At 52.9% G+C, this 20264-nt stretch carries 17 protein-coding genes; 8 read left to right on the top strand and 9 right to left on the bottom strand.

The features are described from left to right. The first annotated feature begins 11 nt into the window (after nucleotides 1–11). The 4 genes from NTH01S_RS08375 (at nucleotide 12) to NTH01S_RS08365 (ending at nucleotide 3311) form a co-directional block, all read left to right on the top strand. Nucleotides 12–311: a hypothetical protein gene (locus tag NTH01S_RS08375; protein WP_245642299.1), complete on the top strand. Its 300-nt coding sequence runs from the start codon at nucleotides 12–14 to the stop codon at nucleotides 309–311. Then, nucleotides 308–1402 (top strand): class II fumarate hydratase, encoded by a 1095-nt coding sequence (locus NTH01S_RS08370; RefSeq protein ID WP_456306301.1) that lies wholly within the window; start codon nucleotides 308–310, stop codon nucleotides 1400–1402. Before NTH01S_RS08375 ends, NTH01S_RS08370 begins: the two co-directional genes overlap by 4 nt. Continuing rightward, entirely contained in the window at nucleotides 1380–1730 is a 351-nt protein-coding gene (locus NTH01S_RS12235; RefSeq protein ID WP_456306300.1) for a hypothetical protein, read from the top strand. The genes NTH01S_RS08370 and NTH01S_RS12235 overlap by 23 nt, the downstream gene beginning before the upstream one ends. Before the next feature lie 99 nt (nucleotides 1731–1829). After that, nucleotides 1830–3311 carry a S10 family peptidase gene (locus tag NTH01S_RS08365; RefSeq protein ID WP_068172342.1) on the top strand — a complete coding sequence of 494 codons (1482 nt, stop codon included), beginning with the start codon at nucleotides 1830–1832 and terminating at the stop codon, nucleotides 3309–3311. Nucleotides 3312–4159: 848 nt separating this feature from the next. Here NTH01S_RS08365 and purF read toward each other — a convergent pair. The 4 genes from purF to thiC form a co-directional block, all read right to left on the bottom strand. Continuing rightward, on the bottom strand, nucleotides 4160–5599 hold the full coding sequence (purF, locus tag NTH01S_RS08360) for an amidophosphoribosyltransferase (protein ID WP_068172339.1): 1440 nt from the start codon (nucleotides 5597–5599) through the stop codon (nucleotides 4160–4162). Nucleotides 5600–5628: 29 nt separating this feature from the next. Then, nucleotides 5629–6189 carry a CvpA family protein gene (locus NTH01S_RS08355; protein WP_084367175.1) on the bottom strand — a complete coding sequence of 187 codons (561 nt, stop codon included), beginning with the start codon at nucleotides 6187–6189 and terminating at the stop codon, nucleotides 5629–5631. A gap of 74 nt (nucleotides 6190–6263) precedes the next feature. Next, nucleotides 6264–6512: a hypothetical protein gene (locus tag NTH01S_RS08350; RefSeq protein WP_245642293.1), complete on the bottom strand. Its 249-nt coding sequence runs from the start codon at nucleotides 6510–6512 to the stop codon at nucleotides 6264–6266. A gap of 124 nt (nucleotides 6513–6636) precedes the next feature. Then, nucleotides 6637–8499: a phosphomethylpyrimidine synthase ThiC gene (gene thiC, locus NTH01S_RS08345; RefSeq protein WP_068172330.1), complete on the bottom strand. Its 1863-nt coding sequence runs from the start codon at nucleotides 8497–8499 to the stop codon at nucleotides 6637–6639. Nucleotides 8500–8926: 427 nt separating this feature from the next. Here thiC and NTH01S_RS08340 point away from each other — a divergent pair, with 427 nt between their 5' ends. Then, complete coding sequence (locus tag NTH01S_RS08340) at nucleotides 8927–11047, top strand: TonB-dependent receptor (RefSeq protein WP_068172327.1); 2121 nt, start codon at nucleotides 8927–8929, stop codon at nucleotides 11045–11047. A 77-nt stretch (nucleotides 11048–11124) separates the two neighbouring features. Here the strand turns inward: NTH01S_RS08340 and hemA are convergent, their stop codons facing one another. After that, nucleotides 11125–12336, bottom strand: a complete 1212-nt coding sequence (gene hemA, locus NTH01S_RS08335; protein WP_068172324.1) for a 5-aminolevulinate synthase — start codon at nucleotides 12334–12336, stop codon at nucleotides 11125–11127. An 84-nt stretch (nucleotides 12337–12420) separates the two neighbouring features. Next, nucleotides 12421–13428 carry an EAL domain-containing protein gene (locus NTH01S_RS08330; RefSeq protein ID WP_068172320.1) on the bottom strand — a complete coding sequence of 336 codons (1008 nt, stop codon included), beginning with the start codon at nucleotides 13426–13428 and terminating at the stop codon, nucleotides 12421–12423. 295 nt (nucleotides 13429–13723) lie between these two features. On the opposite strand from NTH01S_RS08330, the gene NTH01S_RS08325 reads away from it, so the two are divergent. Further along, entirely contained in the window at nucleotides 13724–15013 is a 1290-nt protein-coding gene (locus NTH01S_RS08325; RefSeq protein ID WP_068172317.1) for an MFS transporter, read from the top strand. Between the two features lie 37 nt (nucleotides 15014–15050). Here NTH01S_RS08325 and NTH01S_RS08320 read toward each other — a convergent pair whose 3' ends face one another. From NTH01S_RS08320 to NTH01S_RS08310, 3 genes are all read right to left on the bottom strand, one after another. Then, nucleotides 15051–15512 (bottom strand): GNAT family N-acetyltransferase, encoded by a 462-nt coding sequence (locus tag NTH01S_RS08320; protein ID WP_068172314.1) that lies wholly within the window; start codon nucleotides 15510–15512, stop codon nucleotides 15051–15053. A gap of 161 nt (nucleotides 15513–15673) precedes the next feature. Then, nucleotides 15674–17281 carry an NAD(P)/FAD-dependent oxidoreductase gene (locus NTH01S_RS08315; RefSeq protein ID WP_068172311.1) on the bottom strand — a complete coding sequence of 536 codons (1608 nt, stop codon included), beginning with the start codon at nucleotides 17279–17281 and terminating at the stop codon, nucleotides 15674–15676. Then, nucleotides 17278–17916, bottom strand: a complete 639-nt coding sequence (locus NTH01S_RS08310; RefSeq protein ID WP_245642292.1) for a TIGR00645 family protein — start codon at nucleotides 17914–17916, stop codon at nucleotides 17278–17280. The genes NTH01S_RS08315 and NTH01S_RS08310 overlap by 4 nt, the downstream gene beginning before the upstream one ends. Nucleotides 17917–17978: 62 nt before the next feature. Between NTH01S_RS08310 and NTH01S_RS08305 the strand changes: the two genes are divergently transcribed. Together NTH01S_RS08305 and NTH01S_RS08300 are read left to right on the top strand one after the other, a co-directional pair. Further along, a complete protein-coding gene (locus tag NTH01S_RS08305; protein ID WP_245642290.1) occupies nucleotides 17979–19142 on the top strand; it encodes a cation diffusion facilitator family transporter in 1164 nt (387 codons plus the stop codon). After that, a complete protein-coding gene (locus NTH01S_RS08300; RefSeq protein WP_068172306.1) occupies nucleotides 19142–20032 on the top strand; it encodes a cation diffusion facilitator family transporter in 891 nt (296 codons plus the stop codon). The genes NTH01S_RS08305 and NTH01S_RS08300 overlap by 1 nt, the downstream gene beginning before the upstream one ends. The last annotated feature ends 232 nt before the right edge of the window (nucleotides 20033–20264 follow it).

The following is a 20264-nucleotide window of genomic DNA, read 5'->3' as shown; positions in this document are numbered from 1 at the left end:
ACCGCCCCGTGATGCGACCTAACAGCACTGCTGTCATACCCTGCCCACTGTGCCGCGCTCCCCTGCGCAGTACCGCAGATTATTGCACATCCTGCGGTGCAGAGCGGCATTTTGGCCCGCGCAAGATTGAAGTGATCAGCAGCATGGTTGGCGGTTGCGTTTTGCTGCCCGGTGTCTCTTTGCTTGTACGCCCCTTTTCATTATGGACCGTTCTTTTCGCGCTCATAGGCATCGGCGTCGGTTTCTTTTATGCCCATGTCCGCTTTGGTGTTGATCGCTGGTTCAAAGGTGAAGGGAAAATAAAACGATGACGACAGTTGGATACCGTACCGAGACGGACGGCATGGGCCCGGTAAATGTGCCAGAAAACGTTCTCTGGGGCGCGCAAACACAGCGTTCATTGCAGTATTTTAGCATCGGCCGAGATCTCATGCCGCCTGAAATGATCGAAGCTTATGCTTTGGTCAAACAAGCCTGCGCGACGGCCAATGCACAAAGCGGCCGACTAGATACGGAAAGCGCCAAGCTCATCCATGTCGTCTGTGATGAAATCGTTGCTGGCCAGCACGACGCCATGTTCCCATTGCGCGTCTGGATGACCGGATCAGGCACACAGTTCAACATGAACGTCAATGAGGTCATCGCCAACCGCGCCAGCCAAATTGCAGGTGCACCTTTAGGCAGCAAAACACCTCTGCACCCCAATGACCACGTCAATATGGGGCAATCCACCAATTGTAACTTCCCCACTGCCATGCATGTTGCCGCCGTCCTCGGCGTAGAGCACCGCCTTATCCCTGCTCTGACACGCTTGCGGGATGCAATTGCCGCTAAAGCTGAAGAGTGGAAAGACCTCGTCAAAGTAGGCCGCACCCATTTGCAAGATGCCGTTCCCATCACATTGGGCCAAGAATGGCACGGCTATGCAGGCATGCTCACGGACAACATCGCACGCCTCACAGCCGCGCGTGATGGCTTGCTTCCCCTCGCCCTCGGTGGAACAGCCCTCGGGACCGGCGTGAATACAGACCCCGGCTTTGACCAGCGTGCCTGCGCGGCACTGGCCGAACAAACGGGCATCAATTTCACCGCCGCCGAGAATAAATTTGCCCTTCAAGGCGCACATGACGCCCTCGTGCATCTCTCTGGCTGTCTCCGCACAACAGCCGGCGCATTGTTCAAGATTGCGAATGATATTCGCCTCCTCGCCTGCGGCCCCCGCGCAGGCTTAAGCGAACTGCATCTGCCGGAAAATGAACCCGGCTCCTCCATCATGCCCGGAAAAATCAATCCAACCCAAGCCGAGGCCTTGGCAATGCTCACGCTGCAAGTCATGAGCAATGATGTTCGTCGTAGTTGGGCATGGGCGGGCGAGCGGTATGCTGGACATGAATGTCTATAAGCCGCTCATTATTCACAACGTCATGCAAGGCATCACCTTGCTCAATGATGGTTCTGAAAACTTCCGCCGCTTCTTGGTTGAAGGCATCCGCGCCAACGAAACACGCCTGAAACAAGACCTAGACCGCTCTTTGGTTCTCGTGACAGCACTGTCTCCGGCCATTGGCTATGATGCAGCCTCTAAAGTCGCGCATCATGCCGTGGAAACTGGCAACAGCCCACGTGAATCCGCACTGGCCCTCGGTGTTATGACCGGAGAAGACTATGACCGCGTCGCCGATCCACGGCACATGCTGGCACCGAATATCCGCGTCACACCTAAAGTTTGATTACAAAAACTTTACCTTGAATCCATAGCGCTTTCGCAATGAGCGTGGTTATTCGTAATAATATAACTTTATGAATAACCACCTCAGGATTTTGCTCTAATGCGCTTTCCACTCCGTGCAGCCCTCCTCGGCTGCGCCCTTCTCAGCAGCGCGGCCACAATCAGCGCCGCAGACACCGCACCAAAGCCTGCCCCCTCTGCACAGCCAGACGACCATTTTACGGGTATTGCTGCGCTGCTCCCGGCAGATAGCACCACCAAACATCACTACGGCTCCATCGCTTACACCGCACATGCGGGCACCCTGACCTTGCGTGACGCAAACGGCGCACCTTCAGCCCGCGTCTTTTACGTGGCCTACACAAAAGACGGTGCAACCGCAGCCAAACGCCCCGTTTCTTTCTTCTTCAACGGCGGGCCTGGTGGTGGCACCGCTTATCTGCACCTCGGCGCTGCTGGCCCCGTTGCCCTCACTATGCCGAGCAAAGACCCAACAGACGGCGCACACGCAACACTCGGTGAAAACCCCGATAGCTGGCTGCCAACAACCGACATGGTCTTCATTGATGCCATCGGCACCGGCTATTCACGACCGACCGACCCAGCAAAAGCTGCTGGTGAATTTTATGGTGTGAAGCAAGATGCCAGCGCTTTTGCAAAAGTCATCCAGCTTTGGATTGCTAATAACAACCGCCAAGAATCTCCCCACTATCTCGTCGGCGAAAGCTATGGCGGTATTCGCGCTATCCAAGTGGCAAATGCACTTCAACTTGAGCAAAATACACTGCTCGATGGGCTCGTCATGCTCTCCCCCGCCATCGAAATGCCGCTGCTAGATACAGAAGATAACCCCCTCTCCGCAGCCCTCATGCTGCCCACACTCATCTCCGCACATCAAAGCCCCAGCACCACCCCTCAAACGGCTGATGCTGCCTACCAGTGGGCTATGACGACCTACCTCACCAAAGTCGCTGGCAAGATTACGGATAATGACACCGCTTTTTACCACGATGTCGCGACACGCACGGGCCTGCCAGAAAGCGTCATTGCACGCCAACACGGCATCCCTGCCATTGGCTCTCATGATGTCATGTCCATCGATGGTCGCTTGCATGGCTTGTATGACTACACCCAAACCATCGCAGACCCGGCGGCAGATGGCTTAGATGAAAGCCCAGACCCTACGCTGTTTGGCTTTGGGCGAGCATACGGCAATGCCTTCTCAGGCTATGCAGCCAGCGCACTCGGCTTCCACACTCCACTGACCTATGACCTTCTCTCTATGTCCGTCAATGCAAGCTGGAAATGGAGCGACGGTGGCCCAAGCCCTGTTCACCAAATCCCGGTTCTGAATCGCTTGCTTGCCCTCAACCCATCCCTGCGCATCTTCGTCGCGAATGGTTATTATGACCTCGCCTGCCCCTTCGGCACGGCGCACTGGATGAAAGATCACCTGACCGTCGGCTCTGATCGCGTGTCCCTGCATCTCTACCAAGGCGGGCACATGCTGTATCTACGGCCAGAAAGCCGTCACGCTTTTTCTTCCGACGTACAAAGTTGGATAAATACAAACACACACTAAAAGGCAATATGAACCGAAACGGAAGAAGCTAAAAGCCTTCTTCCGCTTTTCTCTCACGCCAAAATACTACACGCTGCCGAGTGCACCCTAAACCCCAAGACTAGGAAAGAGTGCCTCGTCGACATCCCTCATTGATGTTCAACAACACTCTCTTCCTCCCCCCACACAGTACGACCAAGAACTATTTATCGCCCGGGTGCCATACAGCATTATGGCCTACTCCTCATCGCGCATGCCCAAACATTAGAAATTATTTCTGGCGCAAGAGAAATCGAAAAACGCCTGCCCCCTCAATAGCACCATGAGCTATACACACTGACAGTCCGCCTGATCAGCCACCCTCAGCACGCCCTTAAACACATCACCCGAATAAACCGCTCCCCTCCGCGCAAGAACATACCGCACGACCCCGCTTCAACCCCTATGTGGCAATGGTGAGGGCTCAGAGCTTACGCATAAAATTTTAAGGCCTGTGGATCGCTCGTAATCAACCTTGATTTGGCGGAGTTGTGAGTAGTTTTAAAGAGAGTATTTCGTCAAAAATTTGTTTTCAACGACCGGAAACAACGCGAAACTTACCCGAACGACTTTCATATGTAAGCCCTAGGTAAGGCCCCTTTCTCAATGGGAAAGCCACAATCACAGTACTAAGACGTCGTGAAAACGCTTCAAAAATGATCGTTCACCCCCCCTGTGCTCCTCCCCCCCAACACAGCCCGTTACACCATCACGACGCGCAGCGCCTTCTATATTTTCTTACAAAAACTGCCGCACCTATACCAGCGCGGCAGTCCAATACTCCGGGTAACCCGAACCTATGGTAGAACAAAAATAACCGCCCAGCGCGTTTAGCTGACCAGGTTGCCTTCCTTATCGACCAATGAAATTGGGTAATCGCCCGTAAAGCACGCATCACAATAGCGGGTTGCCCCTTCATCACGCCCCGAGTGACCCAGCGCCCGATACAAACCATCAAAGCTCACAAAGGCGAGGCTCTCTACGCCAATCGCTTTTGCCATTTCTTCAACCGTATGGTTCGCCGCCATCAGCTTGCTCTCTTCAGGCGTATCAATCCCATAGAAACAAGGGTGCTTGGTCGGCGGTGACGTAATCCGCATATGCACTTCTGATGCACCCGCCGCACGCACCATATCCACAATCTTACGAGACGTCGTACCACGCACGATGGAGTCATCCACCAAAATCACACGCTTACCAGCCAGAACAGCCCGGTTAGCAGAATGCTTCATCTTTACGCCCAAATTACGGATCTGATCCGTAGGCTCAATAAAGGTACGGCCAACATAATGGTTGCGAATGATCCCAAGCTCAAAAGGGATTTTGCTTTGCGCGGCATAGCCAATGGCGGATGGTACACCGGAATCCGGCACAGGCACCACAACATCGGCCTCAACCCCACTTTCCAGAGCCAATTCAGCGCCGATCTTTTTACGCGCTTCATAAACCGGAACATTTTCCAACACAGAGTCTGGGCGAGCAAAGTAAATATGCTCAAACACACAGAAACGTGCCCCTTGGTCACCAAATGGATGAAGCGAGCGAATACCGTGCTCATCAATCACCACAACTTCGCCCGGCTCAATATCGCGCACGTAATCCGCGCCGATAATATCCAGAGCACAGGTTTCTGATGACAGAACCCAGCCGCCATTCCCCGCCTCATGACCCGGCAGACGGCCCAACACCAGCGGCCGCACACCGAGCGGATCCCGCATACCAATCAGCCCATCATTCGGCGTCAAGGTAATGAGAGAATACGCCCCCTTAACCTGCTTCACAGCATCAAGGAAACGATCCAAAACATTTGAATAGAGCGAAATCGCAATCAAATGAATAAACACTTCTGTGTCTGTCATTGATTGGAAAATACAGCCACGCTTAACCAAGGCCTGCTTCAGCGTCGCTGAGTTCGTCAGGTTACCATTATGCGCAACGGATAAACCACCGAACTCATAATCAGCATAAAGTGGCTGTACGTTACGAACATGCGTGCCACCCGTCGTCGCGTAACGGTTATGGCCAATGGCCACCGGCCCCGGCAATGACGCGATAACGCGGCTATCGCCAAACACATCACCAACAAGGCCAAGCCCCTTATGCTGGTGAAAGCGCTCTCCATCGAAGGACACAATGCCCGCCGCTTCCTGCCCACGGTGCTGCAACGCATGCAAGCCAAGGGCAGTCAACGCCGCAGCGTCCGGAACGCCCCAAACGCCGAACACGCCACATTCTTCATAAGGGCGGTTGGATGTTTCGTTCAGGTTCATTGCAGCGTAGCCTTTCCACTAGACGGATCTCACGGGGCGTCATGACTGCTTGTTGCCGAGGATGCAAGATGTGAACGCCATGATAAGGGCAGATATCCTACCAGACGCGTCTCTCCGGCAACAATATACGGCGCTGTGAGACTTCCTTGCATCAGATAAGAGGTGGTCGCCCCAAAAAAAGCCCCCCCTATCAAACATAGTGTGACGATGACTAAATACCCACGGAAAAGACCGTACCCAAACCCCAGAAGACGATCGGCACCACTCAACAGCCCAACACGGGCGATACCCGCAATCTTACGCCCTACCATCGCCAAGAACAGAAGGGTCACCAGAAAAACAAGAATACCGCTAAAAATCTGCAACAGCCATACATCATGTACATACGGCGCCAAATAAGGCTCAAACATCATGTGCAAGCGATTCGTCATCACGATGGCCATGACCCAAGAAAATAGACCCGATATTTCGGTGGCAATGCCCCGTACGAATCCCCCGATGCCCGACAAAATAATGAGCGCGAGCACCACATCATCAAAGCGGGTTAACGCATCAAGAGAACCATAAGACACATCGGGAAAACTCTGCATAATGGCACCGATATGTACCGGAAAAATACAACAGAGTCTCTTTTTGTTCTCATCACAAAAAAGCGGATTACCGTTTACGGCAACTTCGTCGAACGATAGCGTCCATTCTTACGTGGCCGGATGCCTTGCTCACGCAAATTCTGCGCTAGCTCTAAGCGCGCCTCCAATTCGGCCCATACATCACAGATATCGACTCCCCTCTTCTGCCAAATTTGTTCGAGGAAGCCCATCAACAGCGCACCTTCCCGCGCCAGACCTGAGCGATTGTTCTGCATGACTTGCACAACACAATGCGCTGCACATCCGCCTGTTTTTCGTGCCAAACGGTTAACACTTTTATTCGGCTCAAAGGGGGGATTTAGGTCTCTACGTGGCATCCCCCCGATGATGCGTATAATTTTCCACTCAATGCAAGGTTAACACTGCGGAATGAGCATTTTATTACCCTTATTTAACGACTTCTGCCTGCGGAACATAAATTTGAGCGCCATGCCCTTGAAATGTTTCACTCATTTTTTCCATACCAGCCTTACGCTCCGACTCGCGCCGAATGTCATGACTAATTTTCATTGAGCAAAACTTCGGACCGCACATGGAACAAAAATGTGCCGTCTTATGCGCTTCTTTCGGCAGCGTCTCATCATGGAAACTACGCGCCGTATCTGGGTCTAACGCCAAGTTGAATTGATCTTCCCAACGGAACTCAAAGCGCGCACGCGAAATCGCATCATCACGCAATTGCGCTGCTGGGTGCCCTTTCGCCAAATCCGCCGCATGAGCCGCGATACGATAAGTAATGACACCCGTTTTCACGTCAGATCGGTCCGGCAGACCAAGATGTTCCTTTGGCGTAACATAGCACAACATCGCCGTGCCAAACCAACCAATCATCGCCGCACCAATACCGGACGTAATATGATCATAACCCGGCGCAATATCCGTCGTTAGCGGGCCAAGCGTATAAAACGGCGCTTCGCCACATTCAGCCAATTGCTTGGTCATGTTCACCTTAATCTTGTGCATCGGCACATGACCCGGCCCTTCAATCATGACCTGGCAGCCCTTGGCCCACGCAATCTTGGTCAACTCACCCAGCGTTTCAAGCTCAGCAAACTGCGCAGCATCATTCGCATCCGCAATCGACCCCGGACGCAACCCATCACCCAATGAGAAGGTAATGTCATACCGGCGCATAATATCGCAGATTTCCTCAAAATGCTCATAAAGGAAGCTCTCACGGTGATGCGCCAAGCACCATGAGGCCATAATAGAACCACCACGAGACACAATGCCCGTCGTCCGCTTTGCCGTCAGAGGGATATACTGCAAACGCACACCAGCATGGATCGTGAAGTAATCGACCCCCTGCTCCGCCTGCTCAATCAAGGTGTCACGGAACACTTCCCATGTCAGCTTCTCTGGTACGCCACCGACTTTTTCCAGCGCTTGGTAGAGCGGCACCGTACCAATCGGCACAGGAGAGTTACGCATGATCCAATCACGAATATTATGAATATTCCGCCCCGTGGACAGATCCATCACCGTGTCACCACCCCAACGAATGGCCCACACCAACTTCTCAACCTCTTCTGCTGCCGATGACGTCACAGCAGAATTACCGATATTCGCATTCACCTTCACCAAAAAATTGCGCCCGATAATCACCGGCTCAATTTCAGGGTGATTAATGTTTGCCGGAATGACAGCGCGCCCACGCGCCACTTCATCTCGCACAAATTCTGGCGTGATAAAGGCTGGGATCTCGGCCCCGAAATCCTCACCATCTGCACGGCGCTCTTGCGCACCTTCGGCCATTTCCGCACGGCACGCATTCTCACGATGCGCGATGTAAATCATCTCTTCCGTGACAATACCCGCACGCGCAAACTCATATTGCGTGACGTACTGCGCGTCCTGCCCGTCAAAAACCTCATGTTCGGCCGGGCAAGACGGTACCGCCTGAGCTTCACTCACGTAACCATTGTCTTCTGGCTTCACCCGGCGGCGCACATCCACCTTACGAAAACCACGCTTCGCAACCCACGGCGCACGCGGCTTACTCAGCCCCTTGGCAACATCAATCTCAACATTCGTATCCGTATAGGGGCCAGACGTATCATACACCCGTACTGGCTCTTCCTTTGCCGAAGGATGCAGAGCAATTTCGCGATACGGGACCACAATATCATCATGTCCCGGAGCCGCAGACCACTTCTTAATAGAGCCTTCAATGGGCCCTGTTGTCACCTGCCCAACTGTACGTTGTGCCTTCGCAGCATGCCCGTTCAAATTTTGTATAGTGTCGCCCATACGTCCTCCACACCCCAACGGGGGAAGACACGAAACGACAGACCATAAGAGTCCAAGCGCCCTGCATAACCATTCCCTCCGCCGGTCCTAACCGGATCAGGTTCCCCGGACGACACCATGGCGCCCGGCAGGGTCGTCACACCGTTTTCTCACACACATAAGAAAACCAATGACCTCTCAGCTTCGTCGGTGAAGCTCCCCCTGGTACAGATAAGAATCAGCGTTCTACTTCATTTTGTCAATCATGCATTCCTTACCGCACCGCTCACAACACTGTGCAGCCTTACGGTCAGACTGACATAACCGTGACATTTATATCACTGATTTACCTCAACATCAAAAATATCAAAATACGCACTATCGCTAATGAGAATTATTATCATTTATAAGTTTGTAAAATTTTTTACACAATTCTACGGAAACAGCAATGTTCATCGCTTACAACACCACCTCTCACAGAAAGCACTTCCTCGTTTGCACAGCGCTTACCATCATCTGCGCAAACATTTCTTTCTTCGCCCCCCCAAAGGCATATGCTGCTGACACAATCGTTCCTAAAGCGATAACCGCTCAAACACCCTTCAAATCTACTACCGATAAAAATACACCCACCGTTACCGGATCAACAGAATCCATTGTCGTCGTTGGGCAAAAGATTGATCACTTACAAAATACAAACAGCGCAATCACTGTGCTTAAAAAGCTCGATTCAAACGAATATCGATCACTCTATGACGTTGTAAATCGTGTCCCGAACATGATCGGCAATGCCGCAGACATCCCAACAATACGTGGCTTAACAGGCTCTGGTGCTGGCGGCGGTGTCTTCACTATTATGTCTGGAAGCCGCCCACGTACCGCCGTCATTATTGACGGTCTTCCCGAAACATACGCTGGCCAACGTTATGCCTATGCAGGCACATGGGATATGGAACAAGTCAGCGTCTTGCGCGGCCCTCAGGCAACGACACAAGGCCGCAACGCTATAGGCGGCGCCATCACACTCGCCAGCAAAGCCCCCACTCAATTCTGGCAAGCCGCAATCCGTGGCGGTTACGAAAGCGCTGGTAGCAAAGGCACATTTGCCGGAATGCTCTCAGGCCCCATTATTAAAGACGAACTTGCCTTCCGCATTACTGCCGATGGCGTGCGCGGCAACAGTTATATTCATTACCCCGGCACCAAATGGCCCTTTAACCCAAGAGAAATTAACCAAACCTCAGTCCGCGGAAAGCTTTTATGGACACCTAAAGCCCTCCCTCAACTCAACGTAACTCTCATGGGTTGGCACCGTGAACAACATGGCGAATATCTCTACACCGCCACAGCACCGGACCTATTCCAATACCGCTTTGACAACAGCAACATGAATACCCGCGTTACAGACTCGAGCATCAATGAAGCCAGCCTTCGAGCGAATTACCAAATATCCAGCGCCCTTTCGAACCAACTCACCTACGGCCATATTTGGTACGATGCTATCTTCAGCCAATCCAATGCTCTTGCCAGCAAAAATAGCCTCGCTCATTTTACGCTTAAAGAACAAAACAATACCGTTGAAGACCGCTTCATTTACGCACCGACAGCATCACGACTTAACGCAGTGGGTGGTTTATATTACTTCAACCGCGACCAAGATATTAAGTCTAGCTTAGGTGTAAATGGCCCCGACAACGAACGGACCTACGCCGCTTATGCTGATGGCACTCTTCATCTTATTGGTGGCCTTAACCTGATTGCTGGCGCACGCGTGGAACGCGAAGAGCAGAAACGCAATGTGTCTCTTTCATGGGGCAAAGTACAAAGCGACATTGGCACGACAATGTTCTTACCTAAAGGCGGTTTAAGCTATACATTTACCCCAGTTACCAGCGCCAGCTTTACGGTTCGACGCGGCTATAACCCCGGAGGCGGAGCCATTAACTGGTATACGGGATCGTACTACCAGTATAACAAAGAAACTGTTACCACTTATGAGCTAGGAGGACACACAGAAATCCTCAACAAAAAGCTCAACCTTAATACCAATTTATTCTACAATGATTACCACTCTTACCAAGACCTCCTAAACTATACATTCGTCAATATTCTACATGGGCATAGTTTGGGCCTTGAAGCCGAAGCCCTCTATAATTTCACACGCAGCTTCCGAGCTTTTGGTGGATTGGGCTTACTTGCCACCAAAATTACAGATGCACCTGCTCAGTATAAAAACGTTGACGGCACAAAATTCAGTAACGCTCCCACTGCGACCTTCAATGTCGGGCTTGAAAAAACCTTCAGGAACGGCGTGTTCATCGGAACAAACTTCAACCATGTAGGGCGTTACTCACCGCAAATAGCAAGCGGACAAAGCGTACCTTCTGGGAACTACAATATTCTTAATGCTAATATCGGATACGTATCCCGATACTACACCGTACGCCTATACATAAAAAACCTAACAAACGACCACATCATCTATAGCGGACAAAAATTGTGGTCTGGCCTTCAAGCGCAAGTTGGTCAACCCCGCGCATTTGGATTTACTGTTGATGGTCATATCTAATATATAAAATTCAAATTTCTTCATTTATCATAAATGAAGAACTTTGATACTCCAATCAACCAGTCACTATATAAACATTACAATCCATTTGTGCGGCGCAATTGATACTCACGCCACAACGTATCCAATGCTTCAACCAATTCATCAATCATACCATCATCATGCAGCGGCCCCGGAGTAATCCGCAGGCGCTCTGTTCCACGTGGCACAGTCGGATAATTGATAGGCTGAATATAATGACCAAACCGTCGTAACAATGCATCAGACAGTTCACGGCACAACTGCGCGTCACCCACCATAACCGGCACAATATGGCTCGGATTACCGACATGAGGAATGCTCTTAGCATCCAGCGCAGCACGCAAATGAGCCACAGCATGCTGTTGCCCCTCTCGCTCTGCCGCATTGTCCCGCAAATAACGCACACTCGCCAATGCACCAGCCGCAATCATCGGTGGCAAAGCCGTTGAAAAAATAAACCCTGACCCAAAAGAACGCACAAAGTCACATAAGGGGGCAGACGCAGCAATATAGCCGCCCACAACCCCAAAGCCCTTACCTAACGTTCCTTCAATGATCGTCAAACGATGAGACAGACCAAGCTTTTCAGCGATCCCTCCACCCTGCTCACCATACATACCGACAGCATGCACCTCATCGAGATACGTCATCGCACCATAACGGTCCGCGAGGTCACAAAAAGCTTCAATTGGGGCAATATCCCCATCCATTGAATATACCGACTCAAAGGCAATAATCTTGGGCACATCAGCAGGCAGCGCTTGCAAACGGCGCTCCAGATCTTCCACGTCATTATGACGAAAAATCTGCTTCTCAGCACGAGAATGACGAATACCTTCGATCATGGACGCATGATTCAACGCATCCGATAGCACCACACACTCTTTTAAACGCCCAGCAATCGTGCCGAGCGTTACCCAATTGGACAGATAACCCGAATTAAATAGCAGCGCCGCCTCTTTGCCATGCAAAGCCGCCAACTCTTTTTCAAGTTCAACGTGATAATGGTTCGTGCCAGAAATGTTGCGTGTTCCGCCTGCACCTGCACCCGTCTCATCCAAAGCAGCATGCATAGCGTCTAAAACTGCTTTATTCTGGCCCATCCCCAAATAATCATTGGAGCACCACACCGTGACTTCTTGGCCCAAACCGTGATGAAATGCCTTCGGAAAGCGCCCGGCCCGACGTTCTAGATCCGCAAAATAACGATAGCTGCCATCGGCATGCAGCCCATCAAGCGCCTCTTGGAACATCTGATCATAATTCATCACGTTTTCTCCTGCTCGGCCCTATGTAAGAGGCATCCCACATAACGCCAAGTACTCAGCACCTCCGAGCCCTGTAAAAATGGATCATACAGACTCAGGAAGCCTCTTCACCCGATACCGCCCCTTCCGTGACTTCGGCATCAAAGACTGTAGCATCGTCTCCGGCGCCGCCAGCAAACCACCTGCAATTTCGTCCACCCCCACATCACGCGTAAAAGCCAATTGCTCCGGCAATTCGACACCACATGCACGAACCCTCAGCCCTAAAGAACGCATGGCCCTCAAAGAGTCGCGATAAAACGCAACACTGACCGGCTCCAACACAGATGTTTCATCAAATTTTTTACACACATGCCCCGCGCTCAACAGCACAGCACAATCGAACTGCACACCATCTAAAAGGCCGCCTAATGCCCGCTCTTTCAGTAAGGTCAAACTTGAAGGCCCCTCACCAAAACCCGAAAGATAAATGCCAACACCTCGGTCCCGCAAAGCCGCTAAGGTAAAACATGTCTCAGCATCATATTGCTGCAACCCCGCTTCCGGGAAAATCAAGTCTAACAAAGAGGGATCAAACCCCGTCTCTTCCAAAACCTCCCCCAACCGCACATTAAACGCCGGATCTGGCGCAAACATATCCGTCAGACTCACCATAAGGCGCAGACCTGCCCCCCATTGCGCCGCTTGCAAACACGCCAAAGACAGCACATTTCGGTCCATGTTCTGGAACGTCGTTTCAGCCTTTGGACCGCGTATTTTACGGACAAAATGCCTCGGCACTGACGGCCCCAAAGCATTCATATCCACTGATGCCCCCAATAACCGTACATTATCCGCACCATCAAAACCGAACCGAGACTGCCACCGCACAATAGGCGCCCCCCCTTTCTGCCGTGCCCGACGGCTGCGCAGCGTACTGGCAAAACTAGGCGTATTGAGCACATCACTCTCTACAGAAGTGACCCGCACATCACCTCGTGACCGCTTCAACCATGGCGCGCCTTCGGCTTCTTCTTCCTTTGGCATTAAAGCCTCTGTCCGCCCTAAAGACATCATGGCAACACGCTCTTCAAAGGTGTTCAATGCTGGCATCCCCTACTCTATTTTCAAAGATACTAACGATGAGACCCCTTATATTTCCTTAATTCCCAAATAATTTTTATATTTTACCAGCCACAAACATCATAAGATAAACTTCGTCGTAAATTATTCATTCCGCATACCCGCAGAAATAGACTAAGCTATTCCACAATACAGAGTGCAACGCCTTAATCCCTTTCACGTTCTACCCACTCTTACCCGCATGCCTCAGTGACGTCACACAGCCACGAGACAGCACAGCACATCCCTCCCAAACATCTTCTTAGCTCGACCAAGGACCCTGCACATGACGGCTACCGCCATACGCACCGGCCCCGCCACACCGGCCCGCAGCCCCTTCCGAGAGCTGCTCCCATTCTGGCAAATCACACTGGCCTCGTTCTTGGGATGGTTTCTGGATGCGTTTGATCAAACAAGCCTTCAGTTCACTTTGCCGGACATCGCAAAAGATCTCGGCTGCACCTTAACCGCGCTTGGCGGTGTCTTAATGGCCCAAGCCATCGGACGCGCTATTGGGAATACCGGCTGGGGCTGGCTCTCTGATCGCTACGGCCGCCGCTTTGCCTTTATGCTCGGCGTTATATGGTTTGCCGTTTTCTCCGCCATGACCGGGCTGGCACACAGCATCCTGTTCCTGATTGTCGTACAATTCATGTTCGGCATTGGCTTTGGCGGTGAATGGACGGCTTCCGCTGCACTGCTCATGGAAAGCGTCCCAGCCCGCACCCGCCCCATGGCCTCTGCCATCATGATGTCTGGCTATGAAGTCGGCTATTTTGCAGCCAATGCCGCACAAGAGCTCATTTTACCACATTACGGCTGGCGTGCCCTCTTTTTCATCGGCCTTTTACCGGCGCTCCTCGCCATCTTTATCCGCATCGGCGTTAAAGAAAGCCCCGTCTGGCTTCGCAAACGTGCGGAGCTCTTGAGTGGGCATGATTCCAGCACAAAGCGTCCACGCCCCAAATTCCGCTTTGACGCCGCCGCCATACAAGCCATCGCCTTTATGGCCGTGCTTGAGTTCCAAAAAGCTGCAATTTACACATTCTACCCCACCATTTTGCGCACCGCACACCAACCCGTACTGCACAGTATTTTCTGGCCCGTCACGCTGTACTGCATCGGCTCCTTGAGCGGGAAACTGCTCTGCGGTTGGCTCGCGCAGAAGTTTGGTGACCTCAAAGTCATGCTGGGCGCGCTCGGCATCATCGTTTTAACAATCTGGCCATTCCTTAATGCCGTTTCATGGCCACTCTTGTTACTCGCTGCCTTTGTCATGGGCGGAGCGGCATCTGGTATCTTCGCACTCGTCCCCCACTACCTCTCCAAGTGCTTCCCTTCCGAGACACGTAGCTTCGGCATGGGATTAGGTTATGCTCTCGGCTCCTTAGGGCAAGGCCTTGCAAGCCGTCTCATCCCCGGCTTTGGCCCAACGCCTCTCACACTGCCAATCGCCGCAGAATCGCTCGTCATCGGCTCATCCGTTCTGACCGCAGGCATTGCCCTGCTTCAACCGAAACATCTCCCCGGCGCCATCATGGAAGGGGATGAAGACGAACCAAAAGAGGGGCATTAAGCCCCTCTTTTTCTCAACATTCGAAGGTGTAAAAAAGTCAAACCAGTTCCAAATGCAGGAATTGATTGAACGCACCGGGCACATAATCCCCAAATGCAGCGCCACTTACAAAGCCTCGACGCCGATACAACTGCAAAGCTGGCTCGAACATTGGCCCACGACCCGTTTCAAGACTTAACCGCTGTGCACCACGCTCCCGCGCGGCTACGATAACCGTCTCCAAAATAGCTGCTGAAGCCCCCATCCGTAAAAAATCTGGATGCTTACGCATGGACTTCACCTCAGCAATACCATCGTTGCCCATTTTCAACGCGCCAATACTGGCCACGTGATCCCCACGCCACGCCGTCCAGACCGTAGTCCCTGCTCCCTGCAAGCCCGACAGATCAAGCGCAAACACACTCCCCGGCGGCGAAGACGCATGCATCCCTGCAAGATGCAGTGCAATCAAAGCACGCGTCTGCTCCCCAGACAGATCATCTTCTCGAATTATGAACATACCGCCACTCTCCTTCAGCATTCCCCATGATAATATGCGTGAAGAAGACCTCTAAAAACACTCACTCTGCCGCGCGTTAAAAGGCGGCAGAGCAGCAGAGGACAATACGCCCCAAAAACTAAGGCATTTTATAACCAAGAAAAATATCGGGCCACACAGGCTTACAAAGCCTCGGCCACCCACTCCGCCACGCGAATACCATCTATCCCTGCTGATAAAATGCCACCCGCATAACCCGCGCCTTCACCCGCAGGGAACAACCCCTTAAGCGTAGGACTTTGTCCATCTTTGCCACGGCGCACACGGATCGGAGAAGACGTCCGCGTTTCCACACCTGTCATCACCGCGTCAGCCATAGAATAACCGCGCAACTTACGTTCAAAACGCGGCAACGCTTCACGCATGGCATCCGTGACAAAATCTGGCAGACACAGCGTCAAATCCGTCGGCGTAACACCCGGCGTATAAGACGGCACAACACTCCCCAACGTGGTCGAGGCTTTACCGTCTAAGAAATCACCAACGCGCTGTGCTGGCGCGCGATAACCACCACCACCCGCACGATACGCAGCCTTCTCCCAATGCCGCTGGAACGCAACGCCAGCCAAAACATCATCAGGGTAGTCAAGCTCCGGCTTCACCTCAACGACCATCCCGGCATTTGCATTACGCTCAGCACGCGAATACTGGCTCATGCCATTGGTCACAACCTGCTCAGGCTCCGAAGTCGCTGCCACAACCTGCCCGCCCGGACACATGCAGAAAGAGTAAACACCACGTCCGTTTGACGCATGATGTACCAGCTTATAATCCGCAGCCCCTAACAGTTGATGCCCTGCCTGCGCTCCAAAGCGCGCTGCATCAATCACTGCTTGCGGATGCTCAATACGCACCCCAATCGAAAACGGCTTGGCGTCCATGCCAATGCCCTGACGATGTAACATCGCAAACGTGTCACGCGCTGAATGTCCAACTGCCAGCACAGCATGAGATGCCGGGAGTACCTCGCCATTCGCTAAGCGAAGCCCCGTCAAACGGCGCTCTTCCCCGCTTCCTTCCGTAACAAGATCATCAACACGCGTGCTGAAGCGATATTCACCCCCGAGGCGCTCAATCTCCTCACGCATGAACATCACCATCGTCACCAGACGGAACGTGCCAATATGTGGCTTGGAAATCATCAGAATTTCTTCTGGTGCCCCCGCGCGTACGAACTCTTCCAATACGCGCTGGCCCAAATTACGAGGGTCAGACACACCAGAATACAACTTACCATCCGAGAAGGTACCAGCCCCACCTTCCCCGAACTGAACATTGCTTTCTGTGGTCAGAACAGACTGCCGCCACAGCGCAAACGTATCTTTCGTCCGCGAACGCACATCCTTACCGCGCTCCAGCACAATCGGGCGCAACCCTGCCTGAGCCAGTGTCAACGCAGCCATGAGGCCACAAGGCCCCGCCCCAATTACAACCGGACGTGGCGTTTGCGGCCCTACCTTCACCTGCGGCAAACGATATTCCGTGTTTGGGCGGAGGCGTACATGCTGGTCGCCCTCATGCGCTGCCAGAAGTCGCGCCTCATCATCCACGTCACAATCAAGGCTATAAACCAGCACAATATGACCGCGCTTACGTGCATCATACCCACGCCGTGCCACTGTCACCTGACATTTCTGATGTGCTGCCAAACCCAGCTTTGTCCGCGCGGCCTGCTCCAGATCCCCTTCCGGGTGCTCCAACGGCAGGCGTATTTCAGTCAAGCGTATCATGGGCGCCCACCGTGATGCTTGGCAGCGTGCTCTGGTTCAGCCGCCTGCGTATCTGGCGTCCCTTCCATAATCCGATCCATCAACGCCATCAAAAGGCCAGAGACAACAAAGGCCAAATGAATCCCTACGCTCCATTCCAGCGCACGCGTCGTTGTCTCATCCACGCGGATAAAATCCGCCAGCACATGAATGGCGGACATCGCAACAATAGAGGCCATCAGCTTGATCTTAATATCGCCAAACGTGACATGCCCGATCCATGACGGATAATCCGCATGCTCACGAATATCCAACCGCGACACAAAGTTTTCATAGCCAGAAAACATCACGATCAGCAGAAGATTCGCCAACAGCACCAGATCAATCAGATCCAGAACCCCAACAAAAACATCATCAAAGTCCAAATGCTGCACATGCAAGAGCAGCCCCGCCAATTGCTGGAAGAACTTAAACGCAACCAACAACAAACCAATCGTCAGGCTGAAATACAACGGAGCCGCGATCCAGCGCGTCGCGAAAAATCCACGCTCGATGTATTTTTCAAAGGAGCGGCTTGCCTTGGGAGCTGGCGCAGCAGATGAGACAGAGACCGTCTCTGCGGCCTCTTGAGTGTGATTATGTGGCATGTCAGTCATGGCCCCTCTACTACGATTTTGCCTGTGTTTTCGCCACTCTCTTGTGCAGCTTGAGCAAAATTATGCGCTCTCTTGCACGACATCTCTTTGGCTCCACCCCAAAACTACGCTATGAACAGCACTCCATCTCACAGCCTTCTCCGAAAATGACAGATACCTCCCCCCAGAGCCCGACGTCCTGCGGTAGCGATTCGCATCAGCATGCCCACACCACGGCAGCCGATACACACACGCACCACCATGATGACCATGATGATGATCATGACCACAGCCATCACCATGGGCATGGGCATGGGCATGGGCATGGGCATGGGCATGGGCACCATCATCACGCCCCGGCGAGCTTCGGCAAAGCCTTTGCCATCGGTATCAGCCTAAACATTCTCTATATTTTGGTTGAAACGGTCTGGGGCCTGCGCGTTCATTCCATGTCCCTGCTGGCTGATGCCGGACACAACCTGTCCGATGTCCTGGGCCTCGCCAGCGCATGGTTTGCACAAATTCTTGCCCGACGCGCACCAAGCAACCGCTTCACCTACGGTATGCGCCGCGCCACCATTCTCTCCGCACTCGCAAACGCCGTCTTCCTGCTCCTCGTCACCGGCGGAATCATATGGGAATCCATATTGCGGCTCTTAACGCCATCCGCTGTTGCTGGAGAGGTCGTCAGTTGGGTCGCCTTAGCTGGTATTCTCGTTAATGGCGGAACCGCATTGCTCTTCATGCGCGGCGCAGAAGATGACCTCAATGTGCGTGGAGCATTCCTACACATGGCGTCAGACGCGGTCATGGCCTTTGCGGTCGTGCTCGCAGGGCTTGCCATCGCATGGACAGGACATACGGTTATTGACCCTGCTGTCAGCTTGCTCGTGTCCCTCTTCATCATCGGCGGCACATGGTCGCTTCTACGCGGCGCCGTTACCCTTTCGCTGGATGGGGTCCCCGCAGGCATTGATATCGCCAAAGTCGAAGCAGCGCTGCGCGCGCTTCCCGGAGTGCAGGACATTCACCACCTGCATGTTTGGCCCATGAGCACCACTGAAACCGCACTCACCGTTCATATTTTAAGAGACCCCAACAACCACACCATCACCAACGCACACATGATTGATACCGCCCGCGCACAGTTGCGCAAACGCTTCAGCATTGGCCACCCAACCTTCCAGATCGAAGATGCCCACGCGTCTTGCGCTCCCACACACCAAAACTGCCAAAAGCCAGCGTAATGACAGACCGCCGTACCGTTGCACGCCTTTCTATTGGCGTCAGTCTCATCGTTCTGGCCGTTAAATATGCCGCGTATTGGGTTTCAAACTCCGATGCACTGCTCTCTGACGCAATTGAAACCATCCTCAACGTCATTGCGGCCTGCGGCACCCTCTTTGCCCTCATCGTTGCCACACGCCCCGCTGACGACAACCACCCTTACGGCCACGGCAAAGCGGAATATCTCTCAGCCGTCATCGAAGGCGTCCTTGTCGTTCTGACAGCACTCGGCATTTTGCTCATCTCTATCCTTGACTGGATGCACCCACACCCCGTCGATGCCCCTTTCTTCGGCGTCGCGCTTAATGCCTTAGCGGGCCTCATTAATTTCATCTGGGCCCGTATCTTGATCGGCGTTGGCCGCCGACAAAGCTCCCAAGCCCTCCTCGCAGCGGGTGAACACGTCCAGTCTGACGTGTGGGCTACCGTCGCACTGGTGATCGGCGTTGCCCTCATCCCCGTTTTACATTGGGACCGGCTCGACGCACTGCTCTCAGCCATCGTCGCCATCAATGTTTTGCGCGCCGGCTTTTCGATGATGCGTCAATCCATGTCTGACCTTATGGATGAAGCGCCCGCCCCGGACTGCATGGATAATGTCCGATACGCCATTTCCCAAAGCGCTACAGGTGCCATTGAAGCGCATGATGTCCGTATCCGTAAGGTTGGTGAGTTACACTTCGTTGAATTCCACCTCGTCGTACAAAACGACATGACCGTTGACGAAGCGCACGACATTTGTGACCGCGTTGAAGCCGCCATCCGCAACGAACTCGGCCGCGCTTCCATCCACATCCATGTCGAGCCAAGCGACAAGGCAAAACATTCTGGCGTGCTCGTTCTCTCCTAAAAACGCACACAATTGCGGCATCATAACATCACTCCGCAACAGAATGGCATCTTGCACGTTCCAGTATCCTTGACCCCATCCCTATAAAGGGTGCAGGAGCGGGAGACGTATTGCGGATCTCACCCCTGTGCGTCCTTTGCTGCAAAATCCTGTAACCGGACAGTGTGCTCTTGGCCGATCATACACCCAACGCCTCCGCCCCTTCCTCCAAACCAACGCCAGGGGGGCATGT

Source organism: Neokomagataea thailandica NBRC 106555 (assembly GCF_001598495.1).
GTDB lineage: Bacteria > Pseudomonadota > Alphaproteobacteria > Acetobacterales > Acetobacteraceae > Gluconobacter > Gluconobacter thailandicus_A.
This window is presented reverse-complemented; position numbering and strand designations above follow the sequence as displayed.